We start from the raw sequence: 23,574 nt of genomic DNA, 5'->3' as shown, positions 1-23,574 counted from the left end.
ATTTTATCTTTGTTTAGTAAGGTCACACCATGACACAATACCAACACACTGACGCTCTAGTTACAGGGCTAAACCAACAGAGCTTGGCTCAATTACCAAGCCATGTTGATACACCAACCTACGACCGTAGCGCAGTTAAAGCCGGTATTGTACATATTGGTGTGGGCGGTTTTCATCGTGCTCACCAAGCAGTCTATGTTAACGAGCTTTTAAAAACTCCGGGCTCTGAGCAATGGGGTATATGCGGTGTTGGTCTTTTAGAGGGTAACCGTGGTCTGCGTGATATTTTAAAGCAGCAAGATTACCTTTACACGCTTACTGTTAGACACCCAGACGGTACAATAGATAACAAAGTAATTGGCTCAATGATCGACTTTTTGTTTGCTCCAGAGGACAAACAAGCGGTAATTAATAAGCTAGCGCACAGCGATACTAAAATTGTGTCGCTTACTATTACCGAAGGCGGTTACAACTTTAACCCTGCAACGGGCGAGTTTGATTACAGTAATCCAGATATTATTAACGACATTAATAACCCGAACGACCCAATTACAGCGTTTGGCTACATTACTGCTGCGTTAAAACTTCGTAAAGAGCAAGGCCTAGGCGCGTTTACAGTACAGTCGTGCGATAACATTCAGCACAACGGTAACGTAACACGCAAAATGCTTTTAGCCTTTGCTACAGAACAAGACAAAGACCTAAGCGAGTGGATTGAGCAAAACGTATCGTTTCCAAATGCGATGGTTGACCGTATTACACCGGTATCTAAAAAGAGTGATATTGATTATGTGGTTGATGCATATGGTGTTAGCGACGAGTGGCCAATTACCTGTGAGTCGTTTACACAATGGGTAATAGAGGACACATTTAGTGACTCTCGTCCAAATTGGGATGTTGTTGGTGCTCAGTTTGTTACTGATGTAACGCCTTATGAAACCATGAAAATACGTTTACTTAATGCAGGGCATTCTGTACTTGGTTTATTAGGTTCAATCCATGGCTACGGCACTATTGACGAAACGGTATCGGATGAATTATTTGCCACATACCTACGTGCTTTTATGGATAAAGAAGTAACCCCAAATCTTGAACCACTTGAAGGCATTGACCTTGAAAGCTACAAAGATACGTTAATAGAGCGTTTTGCTAATCCTAATATTAAAGACAGCCTAGCGCGTATCTGTAGTGAAAGCTCAGCTAAACTGCCTAAGTTTTTAATTGCCACAATTAACGAAAACCTAGTACAAGGTCGAGATGTATCACTGGCAACGCTTGTTATTGCTACTTGGTGTTTGTACAGCGATAAAGGTTTAAGTGAAAACGGCGAGCAACTTGAAATTCAAGATGCTATGCACAAAGAGCTTAATTCTTACGCGCAAGAGACTCAAACTAGCCCGATTGCATTTTTAAAGTTAACGAGCTTGTTTGGTAAGCTTGAGCATAACGAAACGTTTACTGCTGAATATAAAAAGTTGATTGCTGCGTTGTATGCACCTAATAGTAAAATTAAAGCCATTATGCAGGCTGTACTTGATCAAAAGAGTAACTAATTATGAGCATTTTAATTAATCATAAATCAGGCGAAAACGTAAGTGTTAGCTGTTTTGGCGAAGTACTGTGGGATTGTTTTGATTCAGGTAAACGCTTAGGTGGCGCGCCACTTAACATGTGTGTGCGTATTAACTCACTTGGCATTAAAGCCGACATGATCAGCGCTGTTGGTAACGACGAGTTAGGCGCTGAGCTACTTGGCGAAATTACTAGCAAAGGCGTAAGCTGCGAATACATTGCTATTAATAGTGACAAAAAAACTAGCACGGTTGAGGTAACGCTCGACAGTGGTGGCTCTGCAAGTTATGAAATAGTGGCAGACTCTGCGTGGGATAATATAGCGCTTACCGATGAGTTACTTAGTAAAGTTAAAAGTAGCGATGTATTTGTATTTGGCAGCCTAATTGGGCGAAGCGAAGCGTCTTTAGCAACATTAAATCAACTAGTTGATGTAGCAAACTTTAAAGTATTTGACGTAAATCTACGTGCACCGCATTACAAGCTAGAAACACTTGTAGATTTAATGAATAAAGCAGACTTTATTAAGTTAAACGATGAAGAGCTATACGAAATTGCAAAAGCGATGGGTTGTAAGTTTCATTCGCTTGAACAAAATTTAGCGTTTATAGCACAGCAAACAAATACCGATTACTTATGTGTAACCAAAGGTAGCCACGGTGCTTTATTAACAATCAAAGGCGAGAATTTTTATAATTCAGGTTATTTAATTAGCGTAATTGACACTGTTGGCGCAGGGGATTCGTTTTTAGGTTCGTTAATTTATCAGCTTTGTAGCAACGACGACGCGCAATATGCCGTTGACTTTGCATGTGCCGTTGGAGCAATGGTCGCCGAAAGTTCTGGTGCAACACCTACTTTAACGCATCAACAAATTAGTGAGTTTATGAACCCACTTTAAAAAAACATTGTGTGTGAAAGCGGTTATACGTAAAAGTTTAACCGCTTTTTTTGTGCCTAAAATAAGACATAGGCGATAAGTGAGTGTTAAGTGCGCAGGTTGCGTAAATAGTGGCTTATATCGATTATTGTATTAGCTAAACGTCTTATTGTTTGAGGGTTAAAGCTTTGTTATCGTTCGTCGATTATTCACGGATTGAAAAGGCGGGGCGACACACAATGCGCTCTATAACTAAAATACAAAAAGAGAAACGTGCTTTATGATCATCTTTTTTATCTGCCTCACTATTTTAATACTGGGCTATAAGTTTTACAGCCCATTTGTTGAAAAACAAGCCGGTTTGGATTCAACTGCTGACACACCACAAAAACGCTTTAGCGAAGGTGTTGATTACGTAGCTATTCACCCTGTACGAGCATTTTTAATTCAGTTTTTAAACATTGCTGGCGTAGGTCCAATATTTGGCCCAATTTTAGGTGCTTTATACGGACCAGTTGCACTAGTATGGATTGTACTTGGTAATGTTTTAGGTGGCGCTGTACACGACTTCTTCTCAGGTGTAATGAGTATAAAAGAAGACGGTAAAAGCCTACCAGAAATCGCAGGCCATTATTACAACGTCGTATTTAAAGGCTTTATGCTTGTATTTACTGCCATGCTACTGTTTTTTGTAGGTGTAGTATTTATTATGAGCCCTGCAGGTTTGCTAAGTAACCTTGATTTTTTTGAAGGTACAATACTGGCAAACAACACCTTTTGGGTACTTGCTATTTTAGCGTATTACTTTTTAGCTACCTTGCTACCAATTGATAAAATTATCACTAAGTTTTACCCAATTTTTGGTGCGCTAATGATTGTAATGACAGTGGCAATTGCTATTTCATTACTTATTAATGCGCCGCACTTACCGGTACCAAGTGACTTTTTAGCTTACTTTGAAGCTGATCACGCACATGACTTTTTAGAGCCAAACCCAGATGGATTACCAACATGGCCATTGTTATTTATAACAATTACCTGTGGTGCTATTAGTGGTTTTCACTCTACTCAAGCGCCTATTATTGCGCGCTGTTTAACTAACGAAAAATACGTACGTCCAGTTTATTACGGCGCTATGATGTGTGAAGGTATTGTAGGTTGTGTATGGGCACTTGCTGGTATTGCAGCGTTCCCAGATGGTTACGCAGGCTTAAAAGCATTGCTTGACCAAGGTGGTCCAGGCTTAGTTGTTAACCATGTAGCTAACAGTTACTTAGGCGTATTTGGCGGTATAATGGCAATTATTGCAGTAGCCGTATTCCCAATTACTTCTGGTGATACAGCGTTCCGCTCATTACGTTTAACTGTTGTTGATGCGTTTAATATTCCACAAAGCTTACGTAATCGCTTACTAGTGGCGGTGCCTATACTTGCTATAGCGTACTTTATGACGAAGCTCGATTTCTCATTAATTTGGCGCTACTTTGCATTTTCAAACATGCTGCTTTCTACAAGCGTATTATGGCTTGCCACTAAGTACTTGTTTGACCGTGGTACATTCCATTGGATTGCCAGTGTTCCTGCTGTTATAGCAACAGCGGTAACGGTTTCTTATATTGGCACTGCAGCAATTGGTCTTAACTTATCAAGCGATTTAGGTAAACCTATTGGCGCTGTAGTAACAGTGATTGGCTTAATTGTTTTAGCAATTGTGCACTCTAAGCATAAAGTTAAACCAACAGCGGTTTAATAATCACATAAGTTATTTCAAGCATTAAAAAAGCGAGCTATTGATAATCAATAGCTCGCTTTTTTTGTGTACTAAATTTAGGTATTACTGAGTTGCAAGTTCAAAGTAACTATTATCGTCGAGCGTTTTGCTTATCATCATAGCGCCCTCAAGCAGGCTCACTGTTTGAATAGCTGCTTGAGCGGGGTTAGGCTCACCATTAGTTAAGTGTGCAGCGCTAAGCCATGTTAGGTTTTGATTAAAAAAGCGTTTTACTTCAAGGCGTACTTTATCTGGAAGGCTATCGCTTTCGGCTCCTAGTAACCCACATAAACACATTTTTTTATCGGTTACTAATGCACGTCTAAAAAGCTGAGTGTACACATCAATAGGATTTTTACCGCTTGCTTTAAGCTCGCTTGGCTCGCCTAACGCAGCTAAAAAAGAATTAGTATATTGATGAGCAAGCTCAGCACCTAAATCGGCCTTAGTCGCAAAGTGATAGTGCACACTGGCGCTTTTAATACCGACTTCGCAGGCGAGCTCTCTAAAACTAAAATTACTGTATCCGCCAAGGCGCACCTTGTTTTCAGCTGCTTTTAATAAAGCTTCTTTTTTACTCACTTTTAATATTTCCTATCTGCAGTAACACCAGTTTTATTAAAAACATGATCATTGTATCGCATTAAATAACACACTAACTGCGTTAAAAATTATTCATACAGAATAACTAGATGTCATGATTTTCGCCTCGTTATTGCGCTATTTTCCTAGCGCAATAATAGATCACTTATTTAATGCAATTGGTACAGCAAAATTATCGACCAGTAGGTAGTTATTTACAAGTGTTTTTACTTTTAAGCAACTCCCTAATTTTATTATGAATTAAGTTAAATCCCATAAATCAGAAAAATTTAAACGTTGACTTAAATTTAGTTTAATATTATAAATTACCTATCGATAGGTAGGTTTCGCCATTGGCTCACTTTTAAACAATAAAGATAGAGATTGCTATGAAAATTTATGATGTAGAAAACTTTCCAAATCCACTTCGTGTTCGTATCGCTTTAGCTGAAAAAAATGCCACTGCAAATGTTGAATTTGTACCTGTTGATTTATTAAATGGTGAACACAGAACAAAAGCTTTTTTAGCTAAAAATCCATTAGCAGGTGTACCCGTATTAGAGCTAGATGACGGCACGTTTATATCAGAAAGTACCGCTATTACTGAGTATATTGATACCGCATTTGAAGGCCCATCTTTAATGGGTGAAACCGCAAAAGAGCGTGCAGTAATTAACATGATGCAAAAGCGTGCAGAATCTATGGTGCTTGACGCTGTGGCAACTTACTTTCATCATGCAACTGATGGCTTAGGTCCTGAGCTTGAAACATATCAAAATGTGGCTTGGGGTGAAAAACAAGGCGAAAAAGCGCGCCAAGGGTTTAGCTATTTTAATGATGTACTAGCGCAATCGGCGTTTGTTGGCGGCGAGCAGTTTAGTATTGCTGATATTACATTGTATGCTGGGATGGTATTTGCTGGATTTGCACAAATAGCAATCCCGAATGAGTTAACCCATTTAGTTGCATGGCAAGAAAAAGTAGCAAAACGCCCAAGTGTTGCAGCTTAATTAGGTTATTAGTTTAAAATTTAAGTGAAGTTACGCTTAGGAGCCAAATATGAAAATAGCTGCCGATTTTAGTAAACGAGTTGTGGTACATAGCGAATCACTTCCGTGGGTTGCATCGCCAATGGCGGGCGTTGATAGGCGAGCGCTCGATAGAGTGGGCGACGAAGTTGCTCGCGCAACGACCATTGTTCGTTATGCACCTGGGAGTGAATTTTCGCCGCATGTACATACAGGCGGTGAAGAGTTTGTTGTGCTTGAAGGGGTATTTCAAGATGAGCATGGTGACTTTGCGGCAGGTTCTTATATCCGTAATCCACCGCAATCAAAGCATAAGCCGGGGTCTGAAAATGGCTGCGTTATATTTGTAAAGTTATGGCAGTTTCAACCAGATGACCGAACGCACGTGCGTTTGCAAACAAACTTGATGCAAAGTACGGTGCATCCTAGTTTTAAAAATGTTGCCGTAACCCCTTTATACAAAGACGACTTTGAAGAGGTAAGCTTGTTGCACTTTAAGCCCAACGCCTGCATGGTTATAAACGCAAAAGGCGGAGCTGAGCTGCTAGTACTTGAAGGCTCATTTGATGAGCAAGCAGATACCCTTATAAAAAACAGTTGGTTAAGAGTGCCTATTAATAGCTCCGTTAACGTTAAAGCGGGAAGTAATGGTGCAAAAGTATGGCTTAAAACGGGTCATTTGACTGACGTAGAAAACCAGATATCTCGCGTACAAAATGTGTAATTGAGTCGTTTATTTGAGATTATTTATTAATTTAGTTCAAGACTATTTATTAATTTAGTTCAAGACTATTTATTGATTTAGTTCAGGACTAATTAATTTTAGAAGGTGTACTTTTACCACTCAGCCTATTTAAGGAGAGCAGTAATGGTACACACAACACATGGTTTATCGATTGGTCTTGAACGTGCAGGAAGAGAGTTTTTTTTAAAACTTAAAGCCGTTGGTACGCTTACTCACGACGACTACAAAATAATTACCCCAATGATAAATTCAGCTCTTGGCGAAGTTAAGCACCCAGTTGTAAACGCCTTAATAGATGGTAGCGAGCTTGAAGGTTGGGAATTACGCGCAGCCTGGGATGACCTCAAGTTAGGTGTTAAACACTCTGAAGAATTTAAAAAAGTAGCTATTTACGGTAATAAAGAGTGGCAAGCTCGAATGGCCAAAATAGGTAACTGGTTCATATCGGGTGAGGTTCAATACTTTGAAAATGCTACCGCAGCCATAGATTGGCTAGACGAATAATAAATCCCTTCTTTCAAAAAATAGCGCTTACAAAGCGCTATTTTAACTCTTAAATAAAGGACTTATAGCGAACGTTTAATAGTTTTCGCTTATTGTTAAGTATCAATTTTATCAAAATACGTTACTAAGCTATCAATAAATGAACGAAGTGCAAGTGACTGATGTTTCCTAGAGCGGTAAATACCGTATATGCTCAAAGTTTGTGGTTTAAGGTGTGGTAGTAAATGTATTAACTTTCCATTATTTATATATTTCTGCGCAGCAAACTTAGGTTGTAGAGTTATTCCTTGATTATTAAGAGCAGCTTTTAACAGTAAGCTCGAATCATTAGCACTGAAGTTACCAGCAATCGCTACAGATACGGGTTTTTCAGGGTGTGAAAAATGCCACATACTTTTTTCAAACCGTGAATAGTTTAAACAGTTATGGCGACTCAAATCATCCGTAGTTATAGGCTTAGAGTTTTTTTCTAAATATTCTGGGCTTGCACATAATACTGAATGGCATTTCCCAAGTGGGCGAGCAATTATATTAGGATCTAAGTCATTGGTAATTCTAATTGCTAAATCTATTCGCTCTTCTACCAAATTTGTAACGTGATTACTAATTTGTACATCAATACTGACTTCGGGATGAGCGTGCAAGAATTGTTGCAACATATCTGGTAGTACATCATGTGCTAAAAAAGGCGAGCACGACAACCTAATTTGCCCGTTTAATTTGTTATTACTTTCTATCGGCGCACTGATGTTTTGGGCGATGGCAATGAGCTCTCGGCTATGATTAAGTACTTTTTCACCCTCTGACGTGAGTGTTATTTTTCTTGTTGACCGATGGAGTAGTTGGGTATTTGCCCACTTTTCCATTTGATTCAAATACCGTGTAACCATAGATCTAGACATATCTAAAGCACGGGCAGCACCGGCTAGACTTTTCTGCTCTACAATTTTTATAAATACATCAGCTGCAATAATTCTATCCATTCACTTTGCCTATATGTTCGATTTATGCAACAGATGGTTGCATTCTGCCTAGTTTTTCATTCTTAAATTGCAACATACAATAGCCTCATCTTAACGAAATAACAAACAGGCTACTGAGAATGAAAAAAGTTAAACACGTATTAGCAGCAACAGCTTTATTAGCAAGCACATTAATGCAACCGGTATTAGCGCAAAGTGAATTAGTTGTTGATGTATATAACCCACAAGACAAAAGTATTTTTGCTGTTTCATCAAGCATTATAAGTGGTGATAACGAAGTGTTATTAGTGGATGCCCAATTTCAGCGTAATGATGCACAAGCATTGGTTGAAAAAATAAAAGCGAGCGGTAAAACATTAACAGCTGTTTATATTAGTCACAGCGACCCTGATTTTTACTTTGGTTTAGATGTAATTAAAGCTGCTTTTCCAAAAGCAAAGTTATTAGCGACTAAATCAACAGTAGAGAATATTAAACGCTCAATGCAAGGAAAGTTAAATTATTGGGGGCCTATTTTAAAGAGCAATGCACCTAAAGAACTTATTTTGCCAGAAGTAATGCTATCAAATAGCCTAACTATAGATGGGAAAGAAATTATTATTAAAAATTTACAGCATGATCCAAAGCATACTTACCTTTGGATCCCTTCTATAAAAACAGTGCTGGGTGGGGTTGTAGTATTTGATCAAATGCATGTGTGGTTGGCCGATTCGAGCACAGCTGCAGAGCGTCAAACTTGGCAGTCAACATTAGATAACATCGAGAATTTAAAACCACAGACTGTTATTCCAGGTCATTTTTTACAGGGCAGTAAACAAGACCTTTCTGGTGTGTCATTCATGAAAGGGTACTTAAATAAAGCGGATAGCGCTGCAAAAAATGCAAAAAACTCAACTGAATTTGTAGAGATAATGACTCAAGCTTACCCTGATTTAGGTGCAAGAAGCATCTTAGAGTTGGGCTCAAAAGTGGTTATGGGTGAGATGCAATGGCACTAAGTGCCCTTGCGTTAAGCAATTATTTAGATAGGAAATATTAATGAAAAACGTAACGTTACATATAATTGTTGACCCTTTATGTGGTTGGACTTACGGCAGCGTGCCCTTGATCACCGCTGCTGAAAATATTGATGGTTTAATTGTAAAAGTACACAGTGGAGGTATGCTAACAGGTGATAATGTCAAACCTGTGACTCCTGCATGGCGTGAATTTGCACTTAAAAACGACAGTGTCATAGCGAAGAAAACCGGTCAGGTATTTGGTAGTAACTATACTGATGGGCTTTTAAAAACCAACGATATTATACTCAACTCGGCTCCGGCTATTACCGCTATATTGGCAGCGCAAGAGCTTGGTATATCAGGTGGGGAAATGCTTAATAGTATTCAACATGCTTATTATGCTCAGGGTAAAAACATTATGCAGCTGCATGTACTGACTGATATTGCATTGGAGCTGGGTTTAAACAAGGCCTTATTTGAAACCCACTTTAATGCGCTAGAAGGCGGTGCAACAGATCAACATATAGCACAAAGCCGAGGCTTATTGCACGATATTCATGGGCAAGGCTTTCCTAGTGCAGCATTTGAATTTAACACAGGTAAGTGGCAAAAAGCCGATATAGCCCATTATTATGGAAAAACTGAGCAGTGGGTTACCTACTTACAGCAATCAGTTGCGCTAGTATAGTGTGATGAAATTTCTAAATAATAAAGCTGTTTATATTACAGCTTTATTGAGCTTCCTTTTTATAGTGCAAGGGTGTGCAAAAATGAACAACATAGACATAATTAAAAGTACGTATGAAGGCAAAACATCACAAGAGAATGGGCAAAATTTAGTTGCTCATGCAAGTGATACTATTACTTGGAAAGAGGCTGACGGTTTTGCTTATGCTGGTACATACCATGGTATGAATGACATTACTGAACATGTTTTTCAAAAGCTTGCAAGCGAGTGGTATAACTACACGTTTACGCCACAAAACTACTTATCCCAAGATGATACTGTTGTAGTGTATGGCACGTACTCTGGTACTTATATTAAAACGGGTAAAAAAATGCAAGCTAGGGTCGCGCATATTTGGCAGCTTAAAAATCAAAAAATAACGCACTTTGAACAAATAGTGGATAGTAAAATGGTGTTTGATGCTATGCAGTAACTACGCGTTACTGCATATATTTGAACTTAAAAAACATTAGGTCTATTAAAGTACATCAGCCAGCACAGGTAATGCCGGAAATGCCCCTTTAGCTAAACACGCTTTAGAGCCACATTTAAGAGCGAAGTGCAGGGCGCCTTTTACGCTCGCTTTATCATTTAGTTTATCTGCTAGTGGTAAATCACTTCCTAAGTTATTTAAGTAGTATAAAACCCCCGCTATAAATGCATCACCTGCGCTTGTTGTATCTACGGCGTTTATTTTTGGTGCCGATTCGTTAAGTGTAAATGCGCTGTGGTAAACCGTGGCAGGCTCTGGTCCATCGGTTAAAAACACCAGTTTTACTCCGGTATTTAATAGCATTTGAATGTAATCATCGCTCGTTATATCGCTATGCTGAGCTAAAAAATTAAGTTCGTCACGCGAGAGTTTTACTATGTCACAATAGGTGTAACAGGCTTTTACATTGCTTGCTATATCGTTTGTGTTTTCCCACAAGCTGTAGCGTAAATTCACATCAAAACTGACGAGCTTATTATTCGCTTTTGCAAGTTCTAGCGCTTTAACCGTTGTGTTGGCAATTGCTGATTCGGTTAATGTGTTTGAACAAAAGTGTAGTGTGCTTATTTCTTGCCAATTTATATGCGCTAAATGCGCCTGCGTTAATAGTACATCGGCTGTGTTATGGCGATAAAAGCCAAAACCACGCTCGCCGGTTTCATCAAGGCTTACTATAACCATGGCGGTTTGTGAGCCTGCAATGGTAAATAAATAGTCTGTATTTACATTGTATTGCGCTAATGCATTACTTAATTGATTGGCAAAATGATCGTCCCCTTTACCACCACAAAATGCAGCCTCTGCGCCGAGTTTTGCGTAGCCAACAGCTACATTGGCAGGCGCGCCACCTGGTATAGGTAAATAGGCTGAGTTATTAGCATCTTGTGGCAGCATATCAATTAATAGCTCGCCTAAGCACAGGAGTTTAGTCATTTGGAATATCCTAAAAAGCCTAGCAAGGCTAGGCTAAAAAACGTGAAGGGTGTTATTTATTCATACTTTAAAAGGCGCTACAGTGACTACTCACCGCAGCGCAATACACACATTTAGTTAAAAGCGTATTTTAAAGTTACCGACGTTGTGCGGCCGTTAATAGTACGGGCACGAATAATGTTATTTTCAGGTACTGAACCTTCTTCTGCTTCTGTAATACCTACTGTATCGAAGAGGTTATTCACATTAAGCGCAATATTAAGGTTTTCAGATAAGTCATAGCTTACAAAGCCATTTACCTGTGTGTAGCCGTCAAATTGTAGATCGTTATTATCTTGAGCGTATGCATCGGTAGTACCAATGAAACTTACCCCTGCAGCGCCTTTTTCATAGTTGTAACGTGCCATTAATGAGTAAATTAAATCCGCTTGACGACGTGGTGTATTACCTACAACATCTGGGTTAAGCGCATCTTTTGCTATTTCTGCATCGGTCCAAGTTAAATTACCGCGAAAATCCCATGCATCAATAAAGTAAGTAGATTCTATTTCAATCCCTTTTGCTTCGTATTCACGGTCAAAAAACGTTTGTGATGTTGCTTCAAAATTTTGCTCTTCAGTTTCGGCAAAAAACGCAGTAGCAAACACTGATAATGAATCAAAGCGCTTTTTAACACCAAACTCAAACTGGTTTACTTCATCAACAGCGTCTTCTTTTGCAACAGAGCCGTCGGCGCGTACTTTACCAAATAAAAGACGGTCAGCATTTGCACGCCCACCTTTACTAATACGTGCAAACGTAGCAAGGCTTGGGTCAATTTGATAATTAGCACCAATTGAATAAGAAGAATAGTTCCAGTCATAGTTTACTGGGCTGGCGTTGGCAATATCAATACCTGCAACGTTTTGCTCAGGGATTGATATTTCTCCGTCGCGGTTCATATCTACAGTTGATGTTACGGCACCTGCATAGTTACCGCGAGCTTCGCCACTGTCGTAACGGGCACTTGCATCAATGCTTACGTCGCCTAATTTAGTAGAGAATGCAACGTATGGTGCACGGGTGTCGTACTCTGTGTCGTAATCACGTTGGCAACAGTTTCCCCAGTAAGGTGTGCCATATGCATATAAACCATTTTCTGAAAATTCAGTACCGTCAGCTGCAGTAACATTTAATAATGCAGCATTGTCGCCTTTAAGCTCCATAAGGTATGAATTCCATAACCACGACATAGCAATGTTTTGTGTTGACGCGTAATAACCAAAGGTAATGCTGGTGTCATCATCAAACGATTTAGTTAGTTTAAAGTCGTTAACTAATGAATCGAAGTCGTTCATTGTTACGTCAAACGTATGAATTCGCATAGCAAGGTCGTCGTTAAATGCAGCGCCCGTGTTTGCGTTACTGAGTGTTGCGCCTACACCACCAATGCTCTGTGCAATAGATGATGCGCTGCCAACCTCTGCAGGAATAAGCGAGTTAAAGTTGCCGCTTATTGATGATTTACGAAAACGGTTTTCGATACGCCAATCGTTATCTAAATCAAATACAGCTTCAAAACCAACAGAGTCAACCTTTGGATTCATACCATCGCGAATATCGCCGCTACTGATTTGGTTTTCACCATTTAAACGTACTGTTTTAGTAAATAACGCTGAGTGAGGTGTGTCTGATTGCGCATCAAAGCCAGCAATAGAGTCACCATTTGAGTACATTGGCATAGGAAGGTAGCCAACACTCTTATCGTCTAAGTGTTTGTAGTAAAGACGAACGTAACCGTTGTCGAAATCTTTTGTAAGGTTAGCTTTTATTTGGCCACCTTTATTAGACGTGTAACCTGTTTCGCGCGGGCCTTCGCCTTGTCGAACAAAGCCACCAACATGAAAACGCACGCTATCGGTTAAGTAAGTGCCGTATTCAAAGTCTGTACGAACGCTGTCGTAATCTAAGCCAAGTGTTGTAGATACACTGCCAGATTCGTTTTCGCCATTTTTAGAGATAAAGTTAATAATGCCACCAGGTGCATTACTTGCTGCAGTAGATGCTGAGCCACCACGAATCGATTCGATAGTTTGCACAGTGTTATCTAATCGCATAAAAATATCTGAATTACCAAAAGCGATATCACCGTATTGCAGTACAGGTAAACCATCTTCTTGTAATTGTAAAAATTTTGCACCGCCTGAAGCAACTGGCAGGCCACGAACAGCAATATTTGCATTACCTTCGCCACCTGTCGATTCTGCACGGATACCAGGAATGATTCTAAAAGCCTCGGCTGTTGAGCGAGGAGTAGACACCTGAACTTGTTCAAGTGATACGCTACTAACTGAAACGCTTGAAGCCATGATTGTTGTTCGACGTGGTACGCCGGTTACAACTATTGTTTCAAGACCTTTGTTTTGTGATGCTTCAGGTGTTGCTTGGTCTGTTTCTTGTGCGTTAACGCCTTGACTTACGGCAAGTGCTAAAGCGCTGATTAAATATAAAGGTGTATTGTGTGTTGTCATGTGAACGCCTCGTTGTGTTGATCCCAGTAGGATTTGTTATTTTCACTTAATCGATTAAGTAAAAATAACAAATATTTTACAATAAGCAAATTATTTTGTGTTTAATTTGCTCTTTTATTATTTATATGTTGATTTTAAAAGTATTTTTTATTGTATTGAAATACAAATTTATCAAGCTGTTGGGTTATTTTCTTGTAAAGCACTCATTGATGGGTCGCGTAAATAATTGAACAACATAGCTACAAATAAAATCACGGCAAACCCTGTTGCTAAGTAAAAGCCATAGCGCACATGGCCAAAGTAATCGCTGATCATACCCATAAATAAAGGAGCTAAAGCAGCTGATAATGCGGTAAAAAATAATATAACGCCGGCTACGGCTCCATGGCGCTCAGCAGGAAAACACGATATACCTTTAGAGTTTAAAGTTGGATAAACCATAGACATAAATAAACCTGAAAGAGGTAGTAACCCTACAGCCCAGTCAACGCCACCAATAAGTGTACCCACATAACAAAGCGCAATACCTAAGCTTAAATAAGCCATAACACCTTGCCAGCTATAACGATTTAGTAACCATACGGCAATAAAACGACCTGCAGCACGTAGTATAAAAAATATAGTAAGTGCATAAGTGGCAAGGAGTGGCCAAGAGCCTGTGTAGTCCTTTAATAGCGTTGGCATCCATACATAAATAGCCACTTCAGTCGCTACATAAAGTGCAATAGCTAAAGAAAAGCCAAGTGCATAAGGGTTTTTTACCATTTTCATGGTCGTGGCCAAAGAGGCTGGCTTTTCAGTTGTTTTAACTACGTCAGGGTAGTCTGCGCGCCATGCTAATAAAGCAAGGATTAAACACATTACGCCCGCAGTAATATACAGGTATGTCCAACTAACGTTTTGCACTAATAAAACACCAACTAGGGCAGGGCCTACAATAGCGCCAATGCCAAAAAAGCCCTCAACCTTGTTCATAGTTTTAGTATGGTCGTCGTTACTATGTGAAATATCGCCAAGCAATGCCAGTGCGCCGGTTTTAAATAAACCAATGGCCAGGCCTATGCAGCAAAGCAATACTAAAAAGAAAGTAAAACTGGTGCTAAATGCAAATAAAAAACAACTCGCGGAAAATATTAATAGACCTAGCATAATGGTTTTTTTACGGCCAAGGCTGTCAGCTAAAAAGCCTAAAAATAATCCACTAAAGGCAATGAGTGCCATAGGAGCGTAATGAAATGCACTAGCTTGAGTCATGCTCAAACCGAAATCTTTTATAAGTTCGGGAATTATCATGCCGACTGCGTCAGAGGTCATGGCAAACATAAAAAACATCATGTATGTAAGCCAGCGTATTTGTTGCAGTGGGTCGCTGCTTACGTGAGTGTGTGATTTTGTCATGTGTTTATTCCTCGTTAAATTCTCTATTAATACTTCGTAAGTCAGTCAGTTGCTTACTGTAGTATTACGTGAGACACGAAATTTGTATGTAAAATTATTAAAAATTACTTGTAAATTCTTACTCGCTAGTTAAAGATATATCTTAATCGATTAAGTTTCAACATGGTAATCACACAATGATGAAGAATAAAGTTCAATTGATCACATATGCTGATCGAATCACTGGCCAAAATATAGGCGCGCTAACCACACTTTTAAACGGCCCTTTAAAAGGCGTATTTGGTGGTGTGCACTTATTGCCATTTTACAATCCTATTGATGGCAGCGATGCTGGCTTTGACCCTATTGACCATAGTGAAGTTGATTCTAGAATAGGCACTTGGGAAGACATACAAGTATTAGGTAAAGATCTCGACTTAATGGCTGACCTAATTGTTAACCATGTATCGGCGCAGTCTTTTCAGTTTCAAGATGTATTAGCTAAAGGTAAGCAATCAGAATTTTGGGATTTGTTTTTAACCAAAGATGATGTATTTCCAAATGGTATGAGCGAAGCTGAGCAAAAAGCAATTTACCGCCCACGTCCTGGTAGTTGCTTTACCCCAATGAAATGTGGTGATGGTAAAACGTATGACTTCTGGACCACTTTTACCGATAACCAAATTGATATAAACGTAAAAGTAGAAGCCGGTGTTGCGTATTTAAATAACGTACTCACTAAATTTTCGGCTAACAATGTAAATATTATTCGTTTAGATGCGGCGGGTTACGCTATTAAGCAAGCTGGCACTAACTGCTTTATGCTTGATGAAACGTTTGGCTACCTAGATAACTTATCTAAGCAAGCAAACGATTTAGGCATGGAAACCATTGCAGAAATTCATAGCCATTATCAAACTCAGGTAGAAGTGGCAAAACGCGTAAATATGGTTTACGACTTTGCGTTACCACCGCTTATTTTACACAGCTTATTTAACAACGATGTAGATGCACTGCTCAAATGGTTACAAATTTCGCCACGTAATTGCTTAACTGTACTTGATACACATGACGGTATTGGCATTATTGACGCAGGTCCAATGGGCGACAAACCAGGGCTATTAAATGCACAGCAGATTGATAACCTAGTAGAAACAATGCACGCCAACAGCAACAACCAAAGCCGCCAAGCTACGGGCGCTGCGGCGAGTAATGTCGACTTATATCAAGTTAACTGTACGTACTACAACGCATTAGGCGCTAAAGACTTTGATTACTTACTGTCGCGTGCAATTCAATTTTTTGCTCCAGGTGTACCACAAGTTTATTACGGCGGCCTATTTGCTTGCGAAAACGACATGGAATTACTGACAAATACAAATGTAGGCCGTGATATTAACCGCCCATATTTAGATGCAAATATAATCGACAAAGCCTTAAATAAGCCTGTAGTAAAAGGTTTAATTGAATTAATTAAAATTCGCAATTCACACCCTGCATTTGCAGGTGAATTTAGCGCCCAAGGTGAAGGCAGTATGTGTTGTTTATCGTGGCAACTAGATGAGCAAACTATTTCACTTACTGTTGATTTTAAATTACGCCATGCACTTATTACGCAGGTAAATGGTGATGAAGAAACAACGATTAACTTAAATTCATTTTTAGCTTAATGTTATAAAAGTAATTTACAAACGCCATGTAAAGCAAAAGCCAAGCTTAAGTAGCTTGGCTTTTTAACACATAAAACTATTACAAGGTTTGTAAGCTAACTACTCGCACCAATCTCTAATTCGTAACTGACTTCCTGAGTTTTTTCTTCTTTAGAAATAAATAATTCGGCGGCTATAACGCCTTTTTCTTGGCTGTTTTGATGAATGGTGGTGAGGCGAGGCACAAACCGGGCTGCTTCATCAATACCATCAAAGCCCACAATACGCAGTTCTTCACCTATTTTTATGCCTTGTTTTATTGCTTCTCGCATTGTGGCAAGCGCAATTAAATCACTCATACAAATAATAACGTTAGGACGAGGGGAGGCACTTAAAACCTCTTTAGCAGCAATATTAGCAAAACGCTCGCTACTTTCAGGAATGTTCCAAATACGATCGTCAGCTACCGTAATATTTGCCTCGCTTAAAGCGCGTTGATAACCACGTAAACGTTGATGCGAAATAGATTGTCCGGTTTCAAATTCGTGGTGTTCATACACGCGGCATAATACGTTTTCATCAAGTAATCTAAGCCCTAATATAGCCACTTTATCGCTTTGATTATGCAGTACGTGTTTAGCAATTTCGTAACTTGCTTGCTCGTTATTAATATTTACAGAGGCATTGCGAGCAATATCAAAATCAATTGTCACTACATGTTTAGACACTGTTTTTAACTGCTCAACTAACGCGTTATTACGAGGGCGGCCATAACAAATAAAGCCATCTACCAAGTCGACCACGTTGTTAAGGTTACCGCTATTACCTGAAAACAATAAAACATTAATGCCGTTTTTTTCAAGCACCGAGGTAACACCGCGCATAAAGCTGCTAGCCACAGGGTCCGACACCATGTATTCCACACTATCGGGCAACACTAAAGCGACAATATTAAATGTGCCATTACGCAACGATTGCGCGGCCTTATTGGGCCCGTAATAGCCCAAAGTTTTACACGCTGCAAGAATATCGTCTCGGCGTTTAGCCGATAGCTGATCAGGGCGATTAAACGCATTAGATACTGTCGCGTTAGACACACCTAACTCTTTAGCAATACTTTTTAGGGTCCAGCGGGTTTGCTTACTCATACCAATTCTTTACTAAATACACATGTTAATAAACTAACATATTCAGGGCGTTAGCAAAGTAAAAATTAAGAGTATTTACCTTAGGTGTTTTTATCGTACTTTTTACAGCCCGTTTAATACCTCCTTAGAGCACAGGCGCTTTTTGAAAAGTGTGCAAAGATGATTATATGAGCAAGTTTTTATAGTTTATTCGCTTTGTTCAAGAGGAAATTTTGCTTATCTGGAATATTATTGCTCTTCTCCATTTTGGTGTATTTTTACAATTAACATATCAATTCGCACTTAACTATTTGTTTACACATATTTATTTGATGGCTAAGATAAATGTATCGCAATATTAGGATATTTGTCGGTTTAATAAACGACAATGTCGTAGATAAAATTGATAGCACTATAAGTTGAGTGGGTTGCATAAATGAAGGTTTTAAGAAAAGCGGAACCCAATATCTATTACAAAGCAGAAAGTTTTCATATTGCTGCTCAGGTTTTAAATCAAGCTAATGAAATGCAATATAGAGGATCTCCATTTATTGTAAATGCCACCTTTGCAATTGAACTTTATCTAAAATGTTTTGATGGGCAAACTGTTTTTAATCAACCATCAGAGTACTGCGAGGGTGTTACCAAATATGAGAATGTAACTAGTGAAGGTAGCAACAGAGGGCATGACCTTGGCAAACTATTTAACCATTTAAATGATGCTAACCGCAAACAAATCAGTAGTGCATTTGAAAAGCGTATAAGTGGAATAACATCAGAAGAATTTTTTGAAAAATACCGTGACCATTTTGTTTCGTGGCGTTATGGTTTTGAGGGTAATGCTACTGTTTATTCTCCATCAGAAATATTAGTAATGCTAGAAGTCTTAAAAGAGAGTGCATCGCAATATATATAGTGCTAACAAGCACTTTAAACGGAACAAAAACAGTTGGCTGTTTCGCTCCGCTAAACAGTTATAGCCAACAACTTTTGTCCGCTTAAGCGGGCGATAGGTACGAATGTTAAGCTCAAGGGGTTGACGTTTTTTCTGTCACTTATGATAAGGATGTTTAAATGAAAAAATTTATTATTTTTGTGTTGATGATTGCTTTTAATTCGCAGGCAGTTGTTAAGCGCCATGATATTAAGCCTGAGCTGTACGAACTAAAAAATGCTCCAGAATACTATGTAGATATGCCCTTTGAAGGGACAGCTGTTTTAATAGATAAAAATTGGTTGTTAGCTCCCGCACATGTAATTTACACATTTTATTATGATTATCTTGGAAAACCTATAGAAGTAGGTGGTATCGAAAATAAAATCGATAAAATAATTTTTCACCCAGAATATGTCCAAGACCAAACTGACTGGGGGGATAATGATCCTCAACCATTGATGGATTTTTTAAATAGCCATAGCGATATAGCATTAATTAAACTTACCGATTCAGTAGATCATATTAATCCAATTAGACGTTTTTCTGGAGAAACTGAATTAGGCCTCGAAGTTACTGTATACGGTAAGGGAGCGGTAGGTAATGGTTTAACTGGAGAATTAAGAGAGACAAAAAACGCCGGTTTTTTAGAAAAAGTTTACAACTGGTTTCGACAAAAATTTACAGACTTGGCACCGACTCAAGAATTTAGGCAGCTTAATTATTACAACAATGTTATCACTAAAGTTGATGAACGCTGGATTAGATTTAAATTTGACGCAGACGAAACTGCTCTACCTTTGGAGGGGACTATTGGCTCTGGGGATAGTGGAGGTCCTGCAGTCATATTTACCGAAGATAAGCCAATCTTAGTAGGTTTAGCCAGCTGGGTGGAAATAGACTCTGCGTTAAATCAATTCATTCCCGGAAAATATGATTCAGTCGCAGTTTTTGTCAGAGTGTCATCCTTTAATGAATGGATCGATAAAGTAATAATAGAAAATGGCCATTAAGGTACAGAGTTGCAATAACATTGCACCGGCAAGAAGATTAAAAGGAAAAATATAAATGGCTAATTTTACTTCGTTCCATATTATAACCAATCATGTATTGCTCTGCGCTTTACTACTATCACCAATTATAAATGCTGCACAAGAACCCACTCTACCTACTACACCTGAGCAGTGGCGCAGCATAACAGAGCGCGATATTAACGCGGCTTATAGTATTACTGCACAAAATCATCCAGGTATGTTTGATGTTAATAACCCAACTTTTCCTGATTTATTAAAACAAGCAAAAGCAGAGGCGCTTGCACTCTCGTCACAAGCGAGTGGGCCGCAGGCGCATGTTGCGTCAATTGCACGTTTTAGTACTGTGTTACAAGATGGTCATGCTGGTGCGTTTTCAAGCGTAGATAGACCCGCGCGCCGCTGGCCCGGCTTTAGAGTTGTATGGCGAGGTGATGCGCTAAAAGTGTATTACAGCGAAACCAACAATATTAGTAAAGGCGACGTTGTAAGCCAATGTGATGGGCAAAGCACTGATACCTTAATGCGTGAGAGAATATTTAAGTTTCATGGTGAAGTTGCACAACCTGGGCATTGGTGGCAGCAAGGTTGGCGGTTACTAATTGACGAGGGCAATCCATTTTTAACCCCTCTAAAAAAATGTGAATTTGTTAAAGCCAATAGCGATACCTATACACACGTATTAAATTGGTCAGTAAGGCCTAAGTCAGCAAGCAAGTATTTAGAAAATGCTTATAACGGTGATGAGCTTCCCATTGATTTAACGTGGCGTGAAAAAAACATTGCTTGGATTGCTATGCCTAGCTTTTCATCAACAGATAAACAAACTGCTGCATACAATAAAGTGTTTGAAAAAATAAAACAGCAGCGTAGCAAGTTACTTACTGCAAAAGCCGTGGTATTAGATTTGCGTCATAACCAAGGTGGCTCATCTTATTGGAGCTCACAAATAGCCAAAGAATTATGGGGTGAAAAGGTAGTAGAACAAAAAGCAAATGATAAATCTCAAAACACGCAAGTGTGGTGGAGAGCATCAAAAGATAATACCGATCATGTAGTGTCTTTATTAGAGATTGTAAAAGATCAGCCTGAATTATTGAAAATAGTTAAAACCGTAGCAGCTGGTATGGCTTTATCACTTAAAAATGATGCCCCATTTTATGTAGAACAAGAAACTAATACGCTAAATAATATGCCACAAAATCCTTTAACTAGTGACTTTAAAACCAAGGTGTTTGTTATTGTTCCGCCGCAGTGCGCCAGTGCTTGTTTAGATGCGCTTGATAAGTTTAAGCTTTTTGAAAATACAACGTTATTCGGTGCGCCAAGCAGTGCTGATTCTATGTATATGGAAGTACGCTTAGCTGATTTACCTTCAGGGTTGGGGAAAGTGATTGTACCTAACAAAGTATACGTAAACAGAGCGCGAGGGGCAGGGTCTTACTACAAGCCAGATATTGCGTATAACGGCATTGATTGGACAATTAATGTGTTACTTGAGCAGATTAAAAACCTGTAACTTGTTTTAGTAACTCAAGCTAGCAACTAGGTTATTACTTTGTAAATACGCTCAATTGTTCTTCAAGCCAAAGCATAAATGCACTTACGCGTTTGGGTAAGTGACGCCTATTCGGGTACAAAATATTGATTGGTAGGTCGGGCATCGCGTATTGAGGCAAAACCTGTATAAGTTCGCCAGATTCAAGGTATTTACTTATACCGTGAATAGGTGATTGAATAAGCCCGAAACCACTCAGTACTGCGCTTAAATATGCCTCTGAGGAGTTAACAGTAAGCTGGCTTTTCATCGTTATTGATTGCAATTGATTATTGCTATCTAAATATTCGAAACCCGGATCAGGGATACCAAGTGTTTGACTGTAGCGAACAATGTAATGATTTTTTAAATCGTTAAGAGTTTTAGGTAAACCATGATTTTTTACATAATAACGGCTTACGCAATTTAAAACTTTAAAGCTGCCCAAACGTCGTGCAATTAACGATGAGTCGGTAAGTTCGCCCACTCTTACTACGCAATCAAATCCTTCTTTAATGACATCTACTCGTCTATCGGAGCTGCCAAGTTCTATTTCAAGATTTGGGTGCATTTTTAAAAACGAACTTAAGTTTGGAATTATGGTATCTCGACTAACAGCTTGTGGCATATCTACACGTATTCGGCCTGTTAAACCTTTATCCTCACTTACAAATAAATTTTTTAAATCGTCAGCGTCGCTGATAATTCCCAGTGCACGTTGATAAAATAGCTCACCGTCTGAAGTCATATTTACGGTGCGTGTAGTACGGTGTAATAAACGCGTATTTAATGTACTTTCGAGCATGGTTACTGCTTGCGATACACTTGACTTAGGAAGATTTAAGCTTGTTGCTGCTTTAGAAAAACTACTGAGTTGCGCTACTTTAATAAAAATACGTATTGCATTTAGGTCTTTCATAATACCGTTTATTGTTCGTTTATTTTGAACAGTGTAACTCTTTTCAGCCTGTTTATCTTTGTTGCTTGAAAAAATATACTGGCTTGGCAGTTATTTAACTCCCCGCATTTATTTTCAACAGGATATAACAATGAACAAACGAATTGCAGTGATCACCGGTGGTAATCGTGGGCTTGGTAAAAGCACGGTGCTTTGCCTTGCAAAGCAAAATGTCGATTGCATTTTTACTTATCGTCGTCATGAAAAAGAAGCAAAAGAGGTTGTAAAGCAAGTACAGGAGCTAGGCTCTAAAGCGGTTGCATTGCAATTAGATGTAAGTGATATGCTCGGCTTTGAGGATTTTGCACAGCAACTACAAAATGTCCTGCGGACTCATTGGCAACAAAGTGAGTTTGATTACTTAATTAATAATGCAGGGGTGGGGCTTACTAGCAGTTTTGTAGACACAAGTGAATCAACTTTTGATACGTTAATAAATATTAACTTAAGGGGAGTATTTTTTGTTACCCAAACATTGTTACCCTTTATAAAACACGGTGGTCGTATTATTAATTTATCAAGTGGTTTAACGCGTTTTTCATTACCCGGTCATATTACTTATGCAATGACCAAAGGTGCAATAGAAGTAATGACAAGGTATTTAGCTAAAGAACTTGCACCTAAAAATATTACGGTAAATGTTGTAGCCCCAGGTGCAATTGAAACCGACTTTGGTAATGGCGCCGTTCGTGATAACGATGAAGTAAATGCGTTTATTACATCACAAACGGCAATGGGCAGAGTTGGTGTAACAGACGATATAGGGCCTATGATTGCTAACTTATTAGCGGACGAAAACCGTTGGATGACAGGTCAACGGCTTGAGGTATCGGGCGGTATGTATATGTAATCATACCAACCGGCAGGAATCTTTGAGCAATTTAGTGAATTAAATTTCACTATAACGTCGCTGAAATTTTTATTTAGAACAACTAGGGTCTGTTGATCTTTCAAGGTTAAATTTGCAGCAGTCTGTTTGGTATTTAGGCAAGGCAGAGCCTATGTGGTGTGGTTATTCCCCATAAATGGGCGATAACGTAGCATTAATGCCAAACAGGCGCTGCCCAAAGGGTTCTTTCTTGGGGCTATTTACTCTTTGTTGCTCGGTTTTTACTTAGCCCACTAGGTTACAAACCTCGCGCCGCGATTAAATAGCCCCTAGTTTGAAAAAATTTTAATCCGCAAAGATCAACAGACCCTAGGTACAAAAATTTTTGCCTAGTTATAGCGTA

At 39.0% G+C, this 23,574-nt stretch carries 21 protein-coding genes; 14 read left to right on the top strand and 7 right to left on the bottom strand.

The features are described from left to right. The first annotated feature begins 29 nt into the window (after positions 1 to 29). From H5118_RS00990 to H5118_RS00980, 3 genes are all read left to right on the top strand, one after another. Positions 30 to 1,553, top strand: coding sequence for a mannitol dehydrogenase family protein (locus H5118_RS00990; protein ID WP_182695365.1), 1,524 nt, complete (start codon positions 30 to 32; stop codon positions 1,551 to 1,553). 2 nt (positions 1,554 to 1,555) lie between these two features. Beyond that, on the top strand, positions 1,556 to 2,473 hold the full coding sequence (locus H5118_RS00985; RefSeq protein ID WP_024595733.1) for a carbohydrate kinase: 918 nt from the start codon (positions 1,556 to 1,558) through the stop codon (positions 2,471 to 2,473). Between the two features lie 259 nt (positions 2,474 to 2,732). After that, positions 2,733 to 4,202: a carbon starvation protein A gene (locus tag H5118_RS00980; RefSeq protein WP_004334688.1), complete on the top strand. Its 1,470-nt coding sequence runs from the start codon at positions 2,733 to 2,735 to the stop codon at positions 4,200 to 4,202. 84 nt (positions 4,203 to 4,286) lie between these two features. On the opposite strand, the gene H5118_RS00975 is transcribed toward H5118_RS00980, so the two are convergent. Beyond that, a complete protein-coding gene (locus H5118_RS00975) occupies positions 4,287 to 4,805 on the bottom strand; it encodes a TetR/AcrR family transcriptional regulator (protein WP_182694099.1) in 519 nt (172 codons plus the stop codon). A gap of 389 nt (positions 4,806 to 5,194) precedes the next feature. On the opposite strand from H5118_RS00975, the gene H5118_RS00970 reads away from it, so the two are divergent. The 3 genes from H5118_RS00970 (at position 5,195) to H5118_RS00960 (ending at position 7,082) form a co-directional block, all read left to right on the top strand. Next, entirely contained in the window at positions 5,195 to 5,815 is a 621-nt protein-coding gene (locus H5118_RS00970; protein ID WP_182747412.1) for a glutathione S-transferase family protein, read from the top strand. Positions 5,816 to 5,864: 49 nt separating this feature from the next. Further along, positions 5,865 to 6,557, top strand: coding sequence for a cupin domain-containing protein (locus H5118_RS00965; protein WP_182747410.1), 693 nt, complete (start codon positions 5,865 to 5,867; stop codon positions 6,555 to 6,557). A gap of 144 nt (positions 6,558 to 6,701) precedes the next feature. Further along, a complete protein-coding gene (locus H5118_RS00960) occupies positions 6,702 to 7,082 on the top strand; it encodes an STAS/SEC14 domain-containing protein (protein WP_182724083.1) in 381 nt (126 codons plus the stop codon). A gap of 95 nt (positions 7,083 to 7,177) precedes the next feature. On the opposite strand, the gene H5118_RS00955 is transcribed toward H5118_RS00960, so the two are convergent. Then, positions 7,178 to 8,065 (bottom strand): LysR family transcriptional regulator, encoded by an 888-nt coding sequence (locus H5118_RS00955; protein WP_182681515.1) that lies wholly within the window; start codon positions 8,063 to 8,065, stop codon positions 7,178 to 7,180. Positions 8,066 to 8,184: 119 nt separating this feature from the next. On the opposite strand from H5118_RS00955, the gene H5118_RS00950 reads away from it, so the two are divergent. The 3 genes from H5118_RS00950 to H5118_RS00940 all read left to right on the top strand — a co-directional run bounded on the left by H5118_RS00950 (position 8,185) and on the right by H5118_RS00940 (position 10,226). Continuing rightward, positions 8,185 to 9,063 carry an MBL fold metallo-hydrolase gene (locus H5118_RS00950; protein WP_024595728.1) on the top strand — a complete coding sequence of 293 codons (879 nt, stop codon included), beginning with the start codon at positions 8,185 to 8,187 and terminating at the stop codon, positions 9,061 to 9,063. 40 nt (positions 9,064 to 9,103) lie between these two features. After that, positions 9,104 to 9,754 carry a DsbA family protein gene (locus H5118_RS00945; protein ID WP_182695368.1) on the top strand — a complete coding sequence of 217 codons (651 nt, stop codon included), beginning with the start codon at positions 9,104 to 9,106 and terminating at the stop codon, positions 9,752 to 9,754. A gap of 82 nt (positions 9,755 to 9,836) precedes the next feature. Next, a complete protein-coding gene (locus H5118_RS00940) occupies positions 9,837 to 10,226 on the top strand; it encodes a nuclear transport factor 2 family protein (protein WP_149603532.1) in 390 nt (129 codons plus the stop codon). A 45-nt stretch (positions 10,227 to 10,271) separates the two neighbouring features. On the opposite strand, the gene H5118_RS00935 is transcribed toward H5118_RS00940, so the two are convergent. From H5118_RS00935 to H5118_RS00925, 3 genes are all read right to left on the bottom strand, one after another. Then, entirely contained in the window at positions 10,272 to 11,219 is a 948-nt protein-coding gene (locus H5118_RS00935; protein WP_182747408.1) for a carbohydrate kinase, read from the bottom strand. Between the two features lie 113 nt (positions 11,220 to 11,332). Beyond that, positions 11,333 to 13,729, bottom strand: a complete 2,397-nt coding sequence (locus tag H5118_RS00930; RefSeq protein ID WP_182692364.1) for a TonB-dependent siderophore receptor — start codon at positions 13,727 to 13,729, stop codon at positions 11,333 to 11,335. A gap of 171 nt (positions 13,730 to 13,900) precedes the next feature. Beyond that, a complete protein-coding gene (locus tag H5118_RS00925) occupies positions 13,901 to 15,127 on the bottom strand; it encodes a sugar MFS transporter (RefSeq protein ID WP_039488390.1) in 1,227 nt (408 codons plus the stop codon). A 176-nt stretch (positions 15,128 to 15,303) separates the two neighbouring features. On the opposite strand from H5118_RS00925, the gene gtfA reads away from it, so the two are divergent. After that, entirely contained in the window at positions 15,304 to 16,776 is a 1,473-nt protein-coding gene (gene gtfA / locus H5118_RS00920) for a sucrose phosphorylase (protein WP_002960098.1), read from the top strand. A gap of 95 nt (positions 16,777 to 16,871) precedes the next feature. Here the strand turns inward: gtfA and H5118_RS00915 are convergent, their stop codons facing one another. Next, entirely contained in the window at positions 16,872 to 17,903 is a 1,032-nt protein-coding gene (locus H5118_RS00915) for a LacI family DNA-binding transcriptional regulator (RefSeq protein WP_182695370.1), read from the bottom strand. Positions 17,904 to 18,318: 415 nt separating this feature from the next. Here H5118_RS00915 and H5118_RS00910 point away from each other — a divergent pair, with 415 nt between their 5' ends. The 3 genes from H5118_RS00910 (at position 18,319) to H5118_RS00900 (ending at position 21,366) form a co-directional block, all read left to right on the top strand. After that, positions 18,319 to 18,798, top strand: coding sequence for a hypothetical protein (locus H5118_RS00910; RefSeq protein ID WP_182692363.1), 480 nt, complete (start codon positions 18,319 to 18,321; stop codon positions 18,796 to 18,798). A 158-nt stretch (positions 18,799 to 18,956) separates the two neighbouring features. Beyond that, positions 18,957 to 19,829: a trypsin-like serine protease gene (locus tag H5118_RS00905; RefSeq protein WP_182747406.1), complete on the top strand. Its 873-nt coding sequence runs from the start codon at positions 18,957 to 18,959 to the stop codon at positions 19,827 to 19,829. 55 nt (positions 19,830 to 19,884) lie between these two features. Next, positions 19,885 to 21,366: a S41 family peptidase gene (locus tag H5118_RS00900; RefSeq protein ID WP_182747404.1), complete on the top strand. Its 1,482-nt coding sequence runs from the start codon at positions 19,885 to 19,887 to the stop codon at positions 21,364 to 21,366. Between the two features lie 34 nt (positions 21,367 to 21,400). On the opposite strand, the gene H5118_RS00895 is transcribed toward H5118_RS00900, so the two are convergent. After that, positions 21,401 to 22,303 carry a LysR family transcriptional regulator gene (locus tag H5118_RS00895; RefSeq protein ID WP_024032767.1) on the bottom strand — a complete coding sequence of 301 codons (903 nt, stop codon included), beginning with the start codon at positions 22,301 to 22,303 and terminating at the stop codon, positions 21,401 to 21,403. Between the two features lie 130 nt (positions 22,304 to 22,433). Between H5118_RS00895 and H5118_RS00890 the strand changes: the two genes are divergently transcribed. Beyond that, a complete protein-coding gene (locus tag H5118_RS00890) occupies positions 22,434 to 23,192 on the top strand; it encodes an SDR family NAD(P)-dependent oxidoreductase (protein WP_182747402.1) in 759 nt (252 codons plus the stop codon). Positions 23,193 to 23,574 lie beyond the last annotated feature (382 nt).

Origin of the sequence: Pseudoalteromonas sp. SR41-1 (assembly GCF_014164015.1) — a bacterium.
GTDB lineage: Bacteria > Pseudomonadota > Gammaproteobacteria > Enterobacterales > Alteromonadaceae > Pseudoalteromonas > Pseudoalteromonas distincta.
This window is presented reverse-complemented; position numbering and strand designations above follow the sequence as displayed.